The organism is Acinetobacter sp. AOR18_HL, from assembly GCF_027855145.1.
Lineage (GTDB): Bacteria > Pseudomonadota > Gammaproteobacteria > Pseudomonadales > Moraxellaceae > Acinetobacter > Acinetobacter pittii.
In genome coordinates, this window is the sequence record NZ_JAKTIG010000059.1 from 31,473 (window position 1) to 47,724 (window position 16,252).

15 protein-coding genes are annotated in these 16,252 nt (G+C 40.2%); 7 read left to right on the forward strand and 8 right to left on the reverse strand.

Translation table 11 applies throughout. The annotated features are described in order from the left end of the window. Window positions 1–49: 49 nt before the first annotated feature. The 3 genes from phoR to MKL51_RS14855 all read right to left on the reverse strand — a co-directional run bounded on the left by phoR (window position 50) and on the right by MKL51_RS14855 (window position 3,053). Window positions 50–1,408, reverse strand: coding sequence for a phosphate regulon sensor histidine kinase PhoR (phoR, locus tag MKL51_RS14845; RefSeq protein WP_002121907.1), 1,359 nt, complete (start codon window positions 1,406–1,408; stop codon window positions 50–52). 9 nt (window positions 1,409–1,417) lie between these two features. After that, window positions 1,418–2,128: a phosphate regulon transcriptional regulator PhoB gene (phoB, locus tag MKL51_RS14850; protein WP_000650776.1), complete on the reverse strand. Its 711-nt coding sequence runs from the start codon at window positions 2,126–2,128 to the stop codon at window positions 1,418–1,420. A gap of 253 nt (window positions 2,129–2,381) precedes the next feature. Next, window positions 2,382–3,053: a TetR/AcrR family transcriptional regulator gene (locus tag MKL51_RS14855; RefSeq protein WP_005066712.1), complete on the reverse strand. Its 672-nt coding sequence runs from the start codon at window positions 3,051–3,053 to the stop codon at window positions 2,382–2,384. 210 nt (window positions 3,054–3,263) lie between these two features. On the opposite strand from MKL51_RS14855, the gene MKL51_RS14860 reads away from it, so the two are divergent. Further along, window positions 3,264–4,097, forward strand: a complete 834-nt coding sequence (locus MKL51_RS14860; RefSeq protein WP_002121857.1) for an SDR family NAD(P)-dependent oxidoreductase — start codon at window positions 3,264–3,266, stop codon at window positions 4,095–4,097. 57 nt (window positions 4,098–4,154) lie between these two features. Here the strand turns inward: MKL51_RS14860 and MKL51_RS14865 are convergent, their stop codons facing one another. The 5 genes from MKL51_RS14865 to MKL51_RS14885 all read right to left on the reverse strand — a co-directional run bounded on the left by MKL51_RS14865 (window position 4,155) and on the right by MKL51_RS14885 (window position 9,298). Beyond that, window positions 4,155–5,522: an MATE family efflux transporter gene (locus tag MKL51_RS14865; protein ID WP_017481835.1), complete on the reverse strand. Its 1,368-nt coding sequence runs from the start codon at window positions 5,520–5,522 to the stop codon at window positions 4,155–4,157. A 106-nt stretch (window positions 5,523–5,628) separates the two neighbouring features. Further along, window positions 5,629–6,783, reverse strand: coding sequence for a pyridoxal phosphate-dependent aminotransferase (locus MKL51_RS14870; RefSeq protein WP_017481834.1), 1,155 nt, complete (start codon window positions 6,781–6,783; stop codon window positions 5,629–5,631). A gap of 28 nt (window positions 6,784–6,811) precedes the next feature. Continuing rightward, entirely contained in the window at window positions 6,812–8,122 is a 1,311-nt protein-coding gene (locus MKL51_RS14875) for a DUF445 domain-containing protein (protein ID WP_017387594.1), read from the reverse strand. Between the two features lie 13 nt (window positions 8,123–8,135). Then, window positions 8,136–8,699: a CC0125/CC1285 family lipoprotein gene (locus tag MKL51_RS14880; protein ID WP_002122008.1), complete on the reverse strand. Its 564-nt coding sequence runs from the start codon at window positions 8,697–8,699 to the stop codon at window positions 8,136–8,138. A 59-nt stretch (window positions 8,700–8,758) separates the two neighbouring features. Next, a complete protein-coding gene (locus tag MKL51_RS14885; RefSeq protein ID WP_002121850.1) occupies window positions 8,759–9,298 on the reverse strand; it encodes a DUF924 family protein in 540 nt (179 codons plus the stop codon). Between the two features lie 168 nt (window positions 9,299–9,466). On the opposite strand from MKL51_RS14885, the gene gshA reads away from it, so the two are divergent. The 6 genes from gshA (at window position 9,467) to MKL51_RS14915 (ending at window position 16,235) form a co-directional block, all read left to right on the forward strand. Then, window positions 9,467–11,044, forward strand: coding sequence for a glutamate--cysteine ligase (gene gshA, locus MKL51_RS14890; RefSeq protein WP_017481833.1), 1,578 nt, complete (start codon window positions 9,467–9,469; stop codon window positions 11,042–11,044). A 16-nt stretch (window positions 11,045–11,060) separates the two neighbouring features. After that, window positions 11,061–11,582, forward strand: a complete 522-nt coding sequence (locus MKL51_RS14895) for a disulfide bond formation protein B (protein ID WP_002121896.1) — start codon at window positions 11,061–11,063, stop codon at window positions 11,580–11,582. A 160-nt stretch (window positions 11,583–11,742) separates the two neighbouring features. Next, a complete protein-coding gene (locus tag MKL51_RS14900; RefSeq protein ID WP_068551321.1) occupies window positions 11,743–15,036 on the forward strand; it encodes a type VI secretion system Vgr family protein in 3,294 nt (1,097 codons plus the stop codon). Next, entirely contained in the window at window positions 15,026–15,337 is a 312-nt protein-coding gene (locus MKL51_RS14905; RefSeq protein ID WP_270904344.1) for a hypothetical protein, read from the forward strand. Before MKL51_RS14900 ends, MKL51_RS14905 begins: the two co-directional genes overlap by 11 nt. Before the next feature lie 69 nt (window positions 15,338–15,406). Beyond that, window positions 15,407–15,817, forward strand: a complete 411-nt coding sequence (locus tag MKL51_RS14910) for a transposase family protein (RefSeq protein WP_171054439.1) — start codon at window positions 15,407–15,409, stop codon at window positions 15,815–15,817. Next, entirely contained in the window at window positions 15,765–16,235 is a 471-nt protein-coding gene (locus MKL51_RS14915; protein ID WP_017482311.1) for an IS5/IS1182 family transposase, read from the forward strand. The genes MKL51_RS14910 and MKL51_RS14915 overlap by 53 nt, the downstream gene beginning before the upstream one ends. Window positions 16,236–16,252: the final 17 nt, after the last annotated feature.

A 16,252-nucleotide genomic window follows, 5' to 3' on the forward strand; every position in this document is an offset into this window, starting at 1 on the left:
AAAAGCCGACTTTTCATGAGTCGGCTTTTTGAATGTGAGAGGGGCAAATTTAGGTCATGTTATATAGTCTTTCTTTTGGAAAAACTGCGGTAAATGTTGATCCTTCGTTTTCTTTAGACTGCACATCTAAATAAGCGCCGTGTTGCATCAGCACGTGTTTTACAATTGCCAAGCCTAAACCTGTTCCACCTGTTTGACGACTACGGTCGCTATCAACACGATAGAAGCGTTCAGTCAGTCGTGGCAAATGTTTAGGGTTAATTCCGATGCCTGTGTCTTGCACACTAAAGTATGCATGTTCACCATCATCATGCCAACCAATCGTAATGGTTCCACCTTTTGGCGTGTACTTGATGGCATTGGTAATTAAATTACTAAATGCGCTGGCAATTTCCATGTCGGAACCAATCAGGTCACAGTGGCTATCAATATGTAAATTGAGCGTGTGTCCATAATCGGCATTGTAGGCCTGAGCATCATCAAACAATTGATTCATTAAACTCGGCATTTCAATAATCTGGTTTTTTGCAATTTTCTTATTATTTTCTAAATTTGATAACAGTAGTAAATCATTGACCAACGCATTCATACGTTTGGTTTGTGATTGCATCTGGTCAAATGCACGTTTCCAGCGTGGGCTAATATCTTCCTGATCGGTAAAGGTTTCGATATAACCACTGAGCACGGTTAATGGGGTACGAAGCTCATGCGAAATATTATCGACAAAGTCTTTACGCATTTGCTCAAGGTTGTGCATACGAGTCACATCGTAAGCCACCAATAAACGACTTTCTCCACCAAATCTTGTGAGTTTAACCTGCACATAACGGTCATCATCAAAATTTGAGTGAAGCTTAATTCCATCAGGTGCCTGATCAATATTGTTAAAATATTCAATAAAGGTTGGCTGACGTAAAATCGTTAATAAGTTGCGGCCACGGTCGAGAGGACTGATTCCTAACAAACGTTCCGCAGCAGGGTTCCACCACTCGATTTGATGTTGGTCATCAATGAGTACAACCGCTTCAGCAAGAGCAACTAATGAAGACTGAGCCCGGTCAATTAAACCGACCATTTCGGCCTGAACTATTCGTTCCTGACGCTGAGCACGGTAAACATTAAATAACAATGCCCCCCAAATCCCGTTAAGGTTTGGAGGAACGTCATAAGGTTTATTGGCAATCCAGTCATTGACCAGATATAAAGAACGCAACTGGAGTGTAAAAAACACCACGAAGGCGATAAAAATACAGCTCCAGAAATACCCAATACCGAAACCGACTAAACCGGCAATAATTAGAAAAAATAATAAAAGCCGTAAATCTTGTTTGGCAAACGTCCATAAACTACTGTAGCGAGAAAGCTTTTGTTCACGTACCTGTTCAGGGACGGGGTAGGGTTCATACATAAATCTTGGTTAACCTGCGGCTAAATCTGCACGTGTTGAGAAACGGTAGCCAGTTCCACGTACAGTCTGAACAAATCGGTCAACACCAAAAGGTTCTAGCACTTTACGCAAACGACGGATATGCACATCGATAGTGCGGTCTTCAATATATACATTACCGCCCCACACCTGATCGAGCAACTGGGCACGCGTATATGCACGTTCTGGATGGGTCATAAAAAACGCAAGTAAGCGATATTCAGTTGGGCCCATATCTAAAATACTGTTACCAAAGCTAACACGTTGGCTTACAGGATCAAGAATTAAACCATTGGCATCAATTGTTTTTTCACCACTTAATGCATTCGCGCGGCGCAGAACTGCCTTAATACGTGAAACCAGTTCACGTGTTGAAAAAGGCTTCGTCATGTAATCATCTGCACCCGCATCAAGACCTTGTACTTTATGGTCTTCTTCTCCGCGAGCGGTCAGCATAATTACTGGAATTTCTGCTAAATTCTCATCGCGTTTTAAGCGGCGACATAAATCGACACCACTTACGCCTCCAGGTAACATCCAATCAAGCAAGATAAGCGCCGGACGTTGGTCGACGATAATTTGATGAGCTTGTTTGGCATCTTCTGCCTGTAAACACTGAAAGCCTGCCATGTCCAAAGAAGTATGGATCATTTCACGAATAGGAAGCTCATCATCGACAATTAAAATATAGTCATCTTTCACAACGCAATATCCTATAGATTTAACGGTGAACCGTTTTGTAGTTATGACAGGCTTATTACAAAGATTAATTATGACAATTTCATTGCAGAAAAGTCTATAAAAATGAATTTAGCAATAATTTGTGACAAAACTAAGGCAAAGGTATGACCAAATTATGACATCTCGGCCTCAAACTTTCTAAAATCATTCAATAGGTTATCACCTTAATTGCTTAGCTATTTTTCACATTTTTAGCTGTCAAAAAACTTTAATATTATTTTGAAACTTGAGCTAATAAAGATAAAAAAACGATACGGCATGCAGTTAAAACCTGCTCAAGAGACTGCTCAAACCCGCCCATCACCCATCGAATCGCAATTTGAGTGACATATCCATTCAAACCAGTTGCGATTAAAGAAAGCTCATTTTCGTGGTGTTGAATTTGCGGCATGGTCAGCATAACAAAGGCTTGAATCATGCGATCAAATTGCGCAAGTGTTTCTTGAATGGTGGCCTGATTATGTAATTCTTGTACCAAGACTGCGTCGACATAGACAATACGAGCTAATCTCGGGTCATCTTTTAATGTCGTCAGCAGTGCTTTTAAACCTGCATCAACCATTTTTTCTGGATCGGGGGCAGCTTTAATCACGGCTTGCATCAGATTTTGCTGTAATTCTTCAATCATTTTTAAAAAGATGGTTTGAAATAAATCTTCACTCTTTTTAAATGATTCATAAAAATAACGTTCGGTGAGTTTTGCCTCTTGGCAGACATCTTTTACCGTCACTGAAAAAAAACCAAGGGTTCCGTAGGTTGCAATACCCGCTTCAATCAGCTTTTCACGGCGTGCCTCTTTACGTTCAGATAGAGATAACCCTTTGAACTGACGTTCTTTACTCACACTTTTTGTTTTCTTTTTACTGGTTGAGTCGTTAGTCGCCATAAATAAATTGTTTCCTGAAGAATGGTTTCCTAATTTATAGGTTTTAGCCAAATATGCTCACTATGATAAAGCCCTCAGCAGAATTGTGCCATTCTATCTGAAATTACAGTGTACTATATTGACAATGTGTATTGTCAAAATTATATTGAAGGTGTCTAAAGTGCACATGCAATGAACCGATTGTGCAAATCGAAAAACAAAGGATGGACAATGAAAAATTTTAAAAACAAAGTCGCTGCAATTACGGGCGCGGGTTCTGGCATTGGGCAACAGTTAGCAATTCTTTTGGCAAAACAGGGCTGCCATCTTTCGTTAAGTGATATTAATGAAAAAGGATTACAACAAACTGTCGAGCTTTTAAAGCCGTACAGCAATATTACTGTTACTACCAAAAAGCTTGATGTGTCTGACCGTGAAGCGGTAAAGCAGTGGGCGCAAGAAACAGTACAAGATCACGGCTCTGTTAACCTAATTTTTAACAATGCTGGTGTTGCGTTAGGTTCGACTGTCGAAGGCGCGACCTACGAAGATTTAGAGTGGATTGTTGGGATTAACTTCTGGGGTGTCGTATACGGGACTAAAGAATTTTTACCGTTCATTAAGCAAACTCAAGATGGGCACATTATTAACATCTCGAGCTTATTTGGTCTGACTGCTCAACCGACTCAATCTGGTTATAACGCAACTAAATTTGCTGTACGTGGCTTTACCGAATCGTTACGCCAAGAGTTGGATATTGAAAAAAGTGGCGTGAGTTCTTTGTGCGTACATCCGGGGGGAATTCGCACCAATATTGCTAAAGCTGCAAAAATGAGTGATAGCTTGAGTACTTTAGGTATGGACCCAGCTAAATCGATTCAAAACTTTGATAAGTTCTTACGTACCCCACCAGAAGAAGCGGCTCGTCAAATTTTGGATGCCGTTTTGAAAAATAAACGCCGTTTATTGATTGGTAGTGATGCAAAATTTCTTGATGCATTGCAGCGTTTGTTCCCAACAGGATATCAACGCGCTTCAACCGTTGTGACCAAATGGATGAAATAAGATTTAAATTAAAAAAAGCCATCAAATGATGGCTTTTTTTATATGGCTTGGATAGTTCTAGATAAGAACTTTGATCGTCTTTTTCTTCCAAATAAATTGATAATACAAGCCTTGAATAATACATAGACTGACAAATGCCAAGGCATAGGCAACCCAAATACCTTTAAGTCCCCACATTGAGCTAAACCAGTAAGCGCATGGAATTTCAATAAATAAAATGGCAGAGATGTTAATCAGCATTGGAACAGTCACGGTACCGCTCGCACGCATGATAGATGCAAAAATGGCACCTGCGCCAAAGAATAAAATCGCCCAAAGTACAATAAATAAAAGCTGTTGACCTAACACCACCACAGTTGGGTCGGTAATAAACAAAGCCATTAAATATTTTGAAAATAGATAACCAAGTGCAATTAAGGCACCTGTAAATAAAAAGTTCATTCCCAAAGCCGTGCGGGTTACTCGCGCTAATAGATCTGATTTACCCGCACCAATCGCTTGCGCTGCAAAAATTGAGGCTGCGATGGAGATCGAAATCGCTGGAAACTGAATGTAGTTGAGCACCTGATTCACTGCACCATACGCTGCTGTAGCATGTGAACCATAATGGTTAACCAACCCAACAATAACTAAACCCGCCATTGAGGTCGTAATCATTTGAATACCCGTTGGGACGCCTAAGCGTAAAATGATTTTGCTTAGTTCTGGATTATGACGGATATGTTGCAGAAGTTGACGATTCGGGCGAAGTGGATGATTTTTCTTGTTAAGATAAATCGCGAGAAAAATTAATATTGCGATATAACTAATAATTGATGCTATAGCAGGAGCAATAATCCCTAGGGCAGGAAAGCCAAAATAACCTTTGAGAAGAATTGGTGTAATAATTATACCGATGACACTGGTTAAAGCGAGGGCCAGTAAAGGGGTTGTACTGTCTCCCACACCACGTAAAATTGAGGTATAGATAATATAAACGAACAGAAGAGGGCTACCCGCCAACATCCATTGAACATAAGGCAAAGCAAGATGCATGACCTTTGGGTCGGTACCTAAAAGCTCCAAAATATCATGGGCGAAAAACACACCGATAATCGCGGTAATAATTCCACCAATGATGGTCATAAACAGGGTAGAACCGACCACACTTTGGACTTTCTCTATATTTTGCGCACCCCATGCTTGTCCTACTAAAACAGTCGTACCTGTTGAAATTCCGATAATAAAAGCGAGGAGCAAAAATAAGATAGGGAAATATACAGAAACTGCCGCAATCGCATCAACTCCCATCATTTGACCAACAAAGATGGTGTTAATAGTTCCTGACAAGTTCTGCAAAATATTGGTAGCAATCAAGGGTAGCAAGAAAACAAAAAATGTTTTCCATAGATTTTGCTGTTGAATTAATGACTGTCTTGGTGGCATGTGTTCTCCATCGCCCATCTCTTTGATGAGCGGGGCGGATATTCAACTTAGCATAGTTGGAGCGAATGACTTGTAGTATTTTTACAGTGCTAAGTGGTTAAATTTATTAACATTGATTTAAAATTTCTCCTGCTTTTTGCAGAGTCTCATCATTTTTAGCAAAGCAGAATCGAATCAAGCGTAAAGACTCAGGCGCTTGCTGGTAGAAAACCGAAACTGGAATTGCCACAATCTTGTATTGCTCGGCAAGAAACTGGCACATTTCTACATCGTTTAAATCAGGTCTAATTTGACTGTAATCAAGGTTTTGGAAATAAGTACCTTGAGATGGTTTTAGTAAAAAACGACTATTGTGAATTGCCTGATTAAATCGATCTCTTTTCGTTTGGTAAAACTGAGAAAGCTCTTGAATATGTTCTGGATGTTGCTCCATATATTGCGCTAGCGCAATCTGACAAGGAGTCGTGCCACAGAAATTCGCATATTGATAAATCTGGCGGAATAAACGCATTAGCTCAGGTGAAGCGACGCAGTAACCCGTTTTCCATCCCGTCACATGAAAGGTTTTTCCAAAAGAACCAATCACAAAACTACGTTCTCTGAGCTCTGGAAAATGCAATGCGCTAAAGTGTTGTTGACCATCAAAAACTAAGTGTTCATAGACCTCATCGGATAAAACCAGAATATTTTTATCTTGAATCAGTTCAATGAGTTCTAACCAGTCTTGTTTTGCCCAGATCGTACCGGTTGGATTATGGGGCGTATTCACCACAATCATACGGGTTTTGTCATTAATCAAATCTTTAACTTGTTCCCAGTTCACCTTAAAGTCAGGTGCTTGCAACGCAATATGAACAGCTTTACCGCCTGCTAACTCGACAGAAGGGCCATAACTATCATAACTTGGGTCAAAAATAATGACTTCATCACCTGCATTGATGCAGGCTTGTATGGCACAAAAAATTGCAATGGTTGCGCCGGGAGTAATCGTGATTTGAGTAACAGGATCAAGTTGAAGTTGATCACGCTGCTGAAATTGTAAAGCGAGTTGCTCCCGTAAACCGAGAATGCCATCGCCAGGCGGGTACTGATTATGTCCAGCTAAAGTCGCTTGAGATAAGGCTTCAAGTAAGGCTTGTGGCGCCGGAAAATCTGGAAAGCCTTGTGACAGGTTGAGTGCACCTAGACGATGTGCTAGTGCCGTCATGGTACTAAAAATAGTCACGCCTTGAGTGGCCAATTTTGACTGTAGCTGAAGCATATTGTTCTCTTATTAAAAATATTTAAAGTTATAAAATTGACTCAATCACTGCCCGAATTACACCGAGTGTCAAACCAATAAATGCACCCACTACAACACCATTTACTCGGATCATATGCAAGTCGCCACCGACTTCATTTTCAATTTTCCCGATCATTTCACGTGAATCCCATTCATGAATTCGTTCACTCACATAGCGTATGATTTTATGGCTATATTGATCCGTAAAGTTCATGGCAAGTCCTGTCATTTCTTTGTTGAGAACTTCACGTACTTTTACATTTTGAACAAGGTTTTCACCGAGCTGCTGAATCGCAGCTCGCAGGTTCATTGCAATACCAGAGTCTTCTTTCATTAAATCTTCTTTAATGGCATCACACAAAATAGTGACAGCACCACTAATAAAATTTAGAACTTGAGGACTATCAAGGAGTGCATCTTTACCGCTGTTAAGGCGTTGACTGGCAACACTATCGGGTTTCGCTAGTTCCAGCATGAGTGAATGTGCAATAGTTTCAATTTCTTGTCGCCATGGGTGTTCATGGTCGGCCAGCATCGATTCTACTTTTTCAACCAATGAGTCGATGGTACGTTGTTGAACATCAATACCAATCCAGCTTGCACCTCTTGCAAGTGACCAGACGCCCAGTGCTTTAAACATTTTTCGGGTTAATTCACGGGTTTTATCCGGGTTTTGTACCACCCACTCATGGGCAATATCGAGACCACGTTGTAAAACGTCTTGGTGGAAATCATTTTCCAAGACTGCACGCAGCATTTCACTGGCGAGTTTGTTGACTTGGGTATTACGTACCCATTGCACGCTGTTGTTTTGCACAAAATTAGCAATTTGCTCTTGGCTCACAAATTCAAAAATTTTCGGTACAGTTTGCTGAATGAGTTGTACCACTTGCGTATTATTTTGCGGACTTGCCAACCATTGACCAATTGCGAGGCTTAAGTCTGTTTTTTCTAGGCTTTTTTCGACCACTTGAGGCGAAAGAAAATTTTCCTGTACAAAACGGCCCATTGACTCTGCAATACGTGCCTTGTTACGCGGAATAATCTCGGTATGGTCCCGTAAAAACTTAGGAATCGGTAACTTACCAAAAGGGTTCCGAAACAGAACTGTAATCGCGTACCAATCGGCTAGACCGCCAACTACACCTGCTTCGGCCCCTAGCATCAAAATATGAATAAAACCTGTGTACTCTGGCAGAAAACGGTCGGCTACCATCAGTGCAATCCACAGCACAACGACGATGATCAGCGCTAGGGTAGCAAAATATTTACTACGTTTAAGACTGGGCACGTGGTGAACTTCTTCTGCCATGCTCATAAATTTATCCTATTCATTTTTGTTTTACTGGAGGCTCGGGCGGTGGCAACAGCGCTCCTGTCGGACTCAATCCATATTTTTGTCCGATTGATTTCAAGATCAAGGTTGCATCAAAAGCGTCTTGAGGAGCCTGCTTTTGATCCCGATAACATTCAATAGTATACGACACTTGAACAGGGTCGATATTGACCACTTGTGGGAAATCATAGAACGGATCATGCCAGAAACCCGGATAGCGACGACCATAGCCATAAGGATAAAAGCTTGGAGCAGATGGATAAACCACAGCCTGACGTGGTGGTTTCTGACTTTGGTTACTTGGGTCATTCAGTACTTTAAAAAAGCGGAAACCTTTTTGTACGGTCGTTTGCGCTGATTTTACCAAAGTGATTTCTTCAGCTGCGCCGTAACTCATATTCGGATCGGCTTGGAAACTAATACGAAACGTTTGCGCATTTAAAGGGTATGCGGAAAACTGACCAAGTTGATCAAAGGTTTTTGGTTTACTTGGAGTCGTTGCACAAGCAGTTAAGGTTAAGGCAGTGCCTAATGCTAAACAAAGAGAGAGATATTTCATGGTGAACTCCCAGCTGAGCATTAAAACAAAGATGACTCAGCATTAAAAATTAAGAAGCTTTAAAAACTACTGTTCGGTTCTAATAAAAATTCGGTTTCCTCTGGAGTAGAAACACGTCCAAGAATGGTATTGCGATGAGGATAGCGTCCAAAGCGATCAATAATGACTTTATGCTTTTTCTCAAAGCTTAAGTTAATTTCATTGCCGAGACGTTGAAATAATTTCAAGGCAAACTCATGAATCAATTTTGATTCACTATGCATAAACGGCATATATAAAAAAGAGCGTTGCTCTGGATTAAGCTGTGCATCGAGTTGCAAACTAATCGCTTCTTGTGCCAAAGCTAATGCCAAGCTGTCATAGGCAAAAGATTGAGGCTGATCACGATAGATGTTGCGAGAAAACTGGTCTAGTACAATAATCTCTGCCAAACGACCTTCTGCTGTTTTTCGCCAAGACCAGAGTTCTGCTTGAGTTGCCTGTCGATGAACATCAGAAAAATTTTCACGGATTTTTTTGTCAAAATCATCACTTTTTGCAAACCAAAGTGAACGGTGTTCAGGAGAAAACCAGAAGTTTAAAATGTCTTGTTCGTTCATGATATTGACAACTCTTTAGCAATTATTCTTCAATAAAATCACAATTCTTTCGTGTCTTAAATAACAAGATTGTGATAAAAATTGCCAAACTGGAATGATGTGATTATATAAGTAACCGTATCATCTCACGATTTTGTATATAGTGATCTTTAATAAGCGAGCAAATGCATGAGTCAACCCACTACACCATCTCAATCAGTTATTCCTGCTTGGGTGGATTCGTCGCTACTACAAGGCATGTTACGTGGAATAGAGCGTGAAAGCCTACGTATGCAGAGTAATGGGTTCTTATCACAAGAGTTACATCCGAAGGCACTAGGTTCGGCGTTAACACATCCAAAAATTACGACTGATTATTCAGAAGCGTTGATGGAGTTTATTACCTCACCTAAGCCAACCATTGAAGAAGCTCTGCACGAGCTCACCGATATTCATGCGGTTGTGCATCGTCATTTAGAAAATGGTGAAAAACTCTGGCCGCTATCTATGCCATGTATGTTAGACGACAATGAAGAGCGGATTCGTCTAGCGCAATATGGCACTTCTAATATTGGTCGTTTTAAAACACTATATCGCCGTGGGTTAGGAATTCGATATGGTCGTCGTATGCAGACCATTTCAGGAGTGCATTACAACTTATCTTTCCCAGATACACTTTTTACTGAGCTACAAGCTCATGAAACTGACGAACAATTAAAATCATTAAGTTTGCAGGATTACCGTAGCCATCGTTATTTTGGCCTTATTCGTAATTTTATTCGTTTAACACCATTGGTCATGTTCTTGGTGGGCGCAAGTCCAACAGTCTGTCGCTGTTTCTTAACTGGACATAAACATCATTTGTTGCCTTTAATCAAAGGTTCATACTATTTACCGTATGCTACAGCTTTGCGTATGGGACGATTAGGCTATCAAAACTCAGCACAAAAAAGCTTAGGTATTCATTACAACAATTTGTCTGGTTATCTGGATGGTTTACAAAAAGCCGTTCATTCTCCTTACCCACCATTTAGCCGTTTAGGGTTAAATGATGCATCTGGTGAGCCGTTGCAAATTAATGATCATGTTTTGCAGATCGAGAATGAATATTACAGTCTAGTACGTCCAAAACAGGTGCCTCAAGCAGGTGAAACACCGTCTCAAGCTTTAAAAAATCGAGGCGTTGGTTATGTTGAGTTACGTGCTGTAGATGTAAATCCATACTCGGCAATTGGCGTTGATGAAACGACAGCAGGCTTTCTTGAAGTGTTAGCACTTTATTGTCTGTTAAGTGATAGCCCAGACTTGTTATGTTCTGAGCAAGACTTGGTTGAGAAAAATCAGACAGAGGTGGTCAACCGAGGTCGAGCGCCAAACGCAACCATTACAGATTTAACTGGGTCATATCACATCGAAGATTGGGCACGTTTATATATTGCAAAAATGCAAGATTGTGCACAGTTACTCGATCAGACCTATGCAACGGACTTGTATGGTTCAGCTTTGGCGGTCATGCAAGCACGAATTGATGAAGTTGATGAAACTTTATCTGCCCATGTCATTGACGATACGTTAAAGCATGGTGGAACTTGGAGTTTTGGTAGCCACATGGCTCAGTTACATGCTGAAAGTTATGAACAGCATGAGCTTAGTGTGGAAACTTTGAAACATTTTGAACAGTTGGCTGCGCAATCTTTACAGCAGCAAGAAAAACTTGAGCAAGATACCAAGATCAGTTTTGATCAATATCTTGAACAATATCGATAATAAAACGAGGTTTTACATGCGATTAAGTTACCGTTTGGTGAGTGGACTACTTGTTTTAGCAAGTATAGTCGGCATGTCTTTTGCGTTGTATCTGGAACATGTAAAAGGTTTAGAGCCATGTCCGCTCTGTATTTTTCAACGTGTTGGCTTAATGGCGATGGGCCTTGTAGCACTCATAGCCTTTTTGCATAACCCAGTTTCCAATGCGGTTAAACGTTTTTATGCATTTTTAGCAGGCATCGCAATTTTATGGTCAGTAGGTGTGGCAGGACGTCATGTCTGGTTGCAACATTTACCACCAGATCAAGTACCAAGCTGTGGCCCGGGTTTAAATTATTTAATTGATGCTTTACCAATGAAAACGGTTTTACAAGAAGTATTGTCGGGTTCAGGTGAATGTGCAGCAATTGATTGGACCTTTTTAGGTCAATCTTTACCAGTTTGGTCATTGGTCTATTTCCTCTTACTATTACTGGTCTGTTTATGGCAGTTATTCCGTTTTTATCCAGTATTTAAGACAACCAAAAAAAGAGCTTAAAGCTCTTTAAAAAAAGCCCAACACTATGTTGGGCTTTTTATTGCTTGGGAATAGGTCAAAATATAAAAAAACGAATTAAAAAAAAGCATAATCATGTAGACAGATAGGTCTGTTTTTTTATAAAGTGCAGCCGTTTATATATCCTTATGATTATAAAAAAATGCTTTTTAATATCTTTAATGTTTTGGAAAAAATAGGGTTAAGTGCGCAGAAACGTGCCGTCCATGTGCAATTTTCTAATGAACTACTCAATAGCCAAGTTTTTTTACAGCGTATAGAAGGCCAACATCAGCTAAATGGGGGATTGGAAGCTGAGTTGATCTGCCTTTCAACGAGTGCCCAAATTGCATTAAAGCAGTTTATAGGTGTGCAAGTTGCCGTTGATCAGGTCACTGATTCTGGACAATTATTTCGAACTACTGGAATTGTGACAGAAGCGAGTTATGGCCAGAGTGACGGTGCTTTAACGCTTTATAAACTCACCTTAAAAGACGCGACAAACTTATGGCACAAACGCCGTAATAGCCGTGTTTTTATGAATAAAAGCATTATTGAAGTCACGGAAGTTTTATTTAAAGAATGGCAAGAAAAAAGTCAGCTATTTGCGACAAGTTTAAGTCTCGACCTCAGTGGGTTAAGTCAAAGTTATGATATTCGCCCATTTATCATGCAGCACAATGAGTCTGATTATGACTTTCTTACACGCTTGTGGCGAAGTGAAGGGATTAGTTGGTTAATTGATGAAGCAGAGCTTTTTGTTCCTCACTTTACTGCACCTATACAACCTCAAAAACTAAGACTCATTGATGATAATAGCCAGTACCAAGCTTTAGCACGTCGTAGTATTCGCTATCACAGAAGTAGTGCAACAGAATATCAAGATAGCATTACAGGTTTTGTTGCAGTACGGTCTTTACAGCCGACTGCTGTACATGTGCAGCGTTGGCAACCTGATGCTCTAGCACATGAAGAAGGTGTAGGTTCAGTTATCACTACACACCTACATTCAGAGCAATTTGATTCAGCGAGTTTGAGTCTTGAACAAGCATGGCATATGAGTCCAGCTTGGATGCAAGATTTGAAAGGGGAAGATCAGGCCACTGCTTCAAGTAGTAATCAGCTAGAGAAATTGAATCAGCAATTTACGGATATGTACGCGAGTCGGGCCAAATATTTTAAGGCTTATAGTAGCGTCCGTGATAGTCAAGTCGGCTATTGGTTTAATTTACAGGAGCATCCTGAAATTGATCAGCATGAAGGAGCAGATCAAGAGTTCTTAATCATTGCTAAAAATTTCTATAACCAAAATAACTTACCAAAAGATTTACATCAGCAAGTTAGCCAGTTGTTAACCAAAAGTCGTTGGAATAAACATGGTTATGATGATATTGAGCGCCAAGGTAATGAGCTGACCCTAATACGCCGTCAGATCAAGACGGCACCTGAATATAATCCAGAACAGCACCGACCAATTGCTTACGCACAAAGAGCGAAAGTTGTGGGGCCAGAGGGAGAGACTATTCATGTTGATGAATGGGGACGCATTAAGGTGCGTTTTCTATTCACCCGTAGTGATGATCATGGGCATGACGGTGGAGCAGGGAGCAATGACAATGATACCGACTCAGCTTGGGTCGATGTACTGACTCCTTGGGCAGGAGAGGGTTATGGAGCACGTTTCTTACCACGTATTGGTGAAGTGGTTGTCATTGACTTCTTTGATGGCAATATTGACCGTCCATTTGTGACTGGACGCATTCATGAAGCACAGCGCTCACCAACCAAGTTCGATGTGAAAGGGCAGCTTCCTGATACTAAAAAACTGAGCGGAATTCGCAGTCAGGAAATCAGTGGTAGTGGCTTTAACCAATTACGCTTTGATGACACAACGGGGCAAATTAGTACCCAATTACAAAGTAGCCATGCAGCGACACAGCTGAATTTGGGTAATTTAAGCCATCCGAAAGAACAAGCGACGAGTCAGGGTCGTGGTGAAGGCTTTGAGCTAAGAACAGATGCTTGGGGAGCTGTGCGTGCAGGTAAAGGTATGCTCATTAGTACCTATGCACAAGAGCAAGCTATTGCAGACCATCTAGAGGCTGCACAAGCACAATCCTTACTTTCACAAGGTTATGAAAGCATGAAAATGCTCAGTGAAGTTGCAGCCAAGCAACAAACTGATGCTTTGAACGTGATTAATCGCTTACCCAAATTTATCCAGTCACTTGAGCTAAAAACTACAGGACAGGCATTAGATAGTACGGTGAATCTATTTAAAGAAGGGATTAATAACGATCCTATTCATGCATTAAAAGACTGTGGCGGCTTTATTCAAGATATTGGTGCGCTAGGAGGAAATGCAAAAGGCGTTGTAGATGAGTTTAATGCTTTCTTTACCGATGCCAAAGATGCGGTAGAAAATTTAAAAGCATTTATTGAAAATGTTGAAGAGCATGGTGCCGACATCGTTAAAGGAAAACTTGCTAGCATTAAAGACCGCATTCATAAAAATCCATTTGAAAGCATTCAAGAGGTCGGAAAAGTCTTAGCCAATGTTGAGACTAAAGACTTTGACATGATGAGTGTATGTGGAACGTTTAGTAAAGGCAGTAAATTGGAAGTATCACCTTCTAAAGCATTAAGTTCTTTGCAAGGCTTTATGGAAGGTTATACCCAAGGTTTAGAAAGTAGTTCCGATACTAAACAGCAAGAACAAGGCAAAATTTTTAGACAAGCGCTGATGTTATTAGCATCGCCAAATGGGATTGCCTTGACGACACCTGAAAATATTATTTTGCAAGCTTCGCAAGATATTGCAGAAAGTGCTAGTGGCTCCATTAACTTAAGTGCACAGAAAAATATCGTTGGGCATGCACAAGACAAAATAAGCTTGTTTGCCGCGCAAAAGGGTTTCCGTGCTTATGCAGCAAAAGGAAAGCTCGAACTACAAGCACAAGACGATGCCATTGAAGCAATTGCTAAAAAGGTCATTAAGCTCATTTCTACGGAAGAAAAAATCGAGCTTACGAGCCCAAAAGAAATTGTTTTAACAGCGGGTGGATCTCAGCTCAAAATTAATGCAGATGGCGTATTTTCAACAACAGGTGGCAAGTTCGAAAGTAAAGCTGGGCAGCATTTGTTTACGAGTGGAGCTAAGGTTTCTTATGAGGTTCCACAGCTTCCAAATACTGCTATGTATAGTAATAAGTTAGATGTTTATGATTTATTTTGGGAGAGCGATTTTAGTCAGTTTACATATAAAGCTTTTATTCAAGAAACAAATTCATTTATCTCAGGAGCCTTAGATGAACATGGGCGAACTGGGAAAATTACAAAAGAAGACCCGTTTAATATAAAAGTTTTAGTTGGAAAAGAGCAAGAGCTGTGGGATGTAATTGTTGATGAATGGGATAATGAGGATTTTATTTTAGGAGTAAAAAATAATGAAAAATAAGTGTTTAGTAACCTTTATTTTATTAGACTTACTAGGGCATCCCATTAAAAATGCTAAATATCAAATAAAAAATGGTAATAATCTCATTGCTGAAGGATTAACAAATTCTAAAGGAGCGATTGTTGATATAAGTAGAGATAAAGGAGTTGTACTTGATGTTTATTTCCAAAATATTTTAAATCAGATGCAACTTATCAGCAGAGTTTGTCTTGAAAAAAGTCATGCTATCGTCAAGTTATATAGTCCATCAGTTTTAATAAAAACTCAGCTGAGAGAGAAAGGGAAAACTGGTCAATATTAGATCTCTTTCATAAATCAAAAAACGACCTTCTTTTTGGTTAATATTTGCACTCCGGATTTCTTGGCATTCGTGCATAATCTGCGGATGAAATACATCGATTCAAACAAGCTTTCTGATCCTCAGTTCAAGCGATACACAGGCATCTCATGGTCAACTTTCTATTTGATGGTTGAGCAATTGCAGAAGCATGTCTCTGCCAAAGGCAGACCGCCCAAGTTAAGCCTGGAGGATCAGGTTCTGCTCTGTCTGAGCTATTGGCGGGAATACCGAACCTTATTTCACGTTGCGACGAGTTACGGGGTTTCAGAGCCCACAGCCTCAAGAATTGTCCGTCATGTTGAAGACTGCCTGATTCGGTCCAATCTGTTTAATTTACCCAAAGATTTACCCGAGGGCGAAGGCATCGACTGGAATGTTGTGATCGTGGATGCCACGGAAATTCCAATCCAAAGACCTAAAAAAACAGAAGAAAAGCTATAGCGGCAAGAAAAAGACCTATACCTTTAAAGTACAGGCCATGATTCACTACAAAACTCAGCAAATTATGAGTTTATGTACCAGTCGCGGTGCAGTGCATGATTTCGAGTTGTTCAAACGCAATTTAAACCAGATTCCTTTTGGGGCTTTTATCCTTGCAGATAAAGGCTATCAGGGGATTTATGTGTTGTATCCGAATAGCCTGTTGCCATTAAAAGCCAAAAGACACTGTAAATTGGATCCTGAATTGAAAATCTATAATCAAGAAATCAATAAAAGAAGAATCGGAATTGAGCATGTATTTGGCAGCCTGAAAACCTTCAAAATTCTTGCTGAGCGTTATCGAAATAGAGGTAAAAGGCTTGGTTTGAGATTCAATTTAATCGCTGGAATCTACAACTTGGAGCTGAGTAAAAAATGATTTATGAAAGACATCTA

Excerpts from the sequence above, each read along its gene's own strand:
- MKL51_RS14870 (WP_017481834.1), bottom strand. The coding sequence starts at position 6,783 with ATGCTTCAGCTACAGTCAAAATTGGCCACTCAAGGCGTGACTATTTTT.
- MKL51_RS14880 (WP_002122008.1), bottom strand. The coding sequence starts at position 8,699 with ATGAAATATCTCTCTCTTTGTTTAGCATTAGGCACTGCCTTAACCTTA.
- MKL51_RS14865 (WP_017481835.1), bottom strand. The coding sequence starts at position 5,522 with ATGCCACCAAGACAGTCATTAATTCAACAGCAAAATCTATGGAAAACA.
- MKL51_RS14860 (WP_002121857.1), top strand. The coding sequence starts at position 3,264 with ATGAAAAATTTTAAAAACAAAGTCGCTGCAATTACGGGCGCGGGTTCT.
- phoR (WP_002121907.1), bottom strand. The coding sequence starts at position 1,408 with ATGTATGAACCCTACCCCGTCCCTGAACAGGTACGTGAACAAAAGCTT.
- MKL51_RS14905 (WP_270904344.1), top strand. The coding sequence starts at position 15,026 with ATGAAAAATAAGTGTTTAGTAACCTTTATTTTATTAGACTTACTAGGG.
- MKL51_RS14885 (WP_002121850.1), bottom strand. The coding sequence starts at position 9,298 with ATGAACGAACAAGACATTTTAAACTTCTGGTTTTCTCCTGAACACCGT.
- MKL51_RS14900 (WP_068551321.1), top strand. The coding sequence starts at position 11,743 with ATGCTTTTTAATATCTTTAATGTTTTGGAAAAAATAGGGTTAAGTGCG.
- gshA (WP_017481833.1), top strand. The coding sequence starts at position 9,467 with ATGAGTCAACCCACTACACCATCTCAATCAGTTATTCCTGCTTGGGTG.
- MKL51_RS14855 (WP_005066712.1), bottom strand. The coding sequence starts at position 3,053 with ATGGCGACTAACGACTCAACCAGTAAAAAGAAAACAAAAAGTGTGAGT.
- MKL51_RS14915 (WP_017482311.1), top strand. The coding sequence starts at position 15,765 with ATGCCACGGAAATTCCAATCCAAAGACCTAAAAAAACAGAAGAAAAGC.
- MKL51_RS14875 (WP_017387594.1), bottom strand. The coding sequence starts at position 8,122 with ATGAGCATGGCAGAAGAAGTTCACCACGTGCCCAGTCTTAAACGTAGT.
- MKL51_RS14895 (WP_002121896.1), top strand. The coding sequence starts at position 11,061 with ATGCGATTAAGTTACCGTTTGGTGAGTGGACTACTTGTTTTAGCAAGT.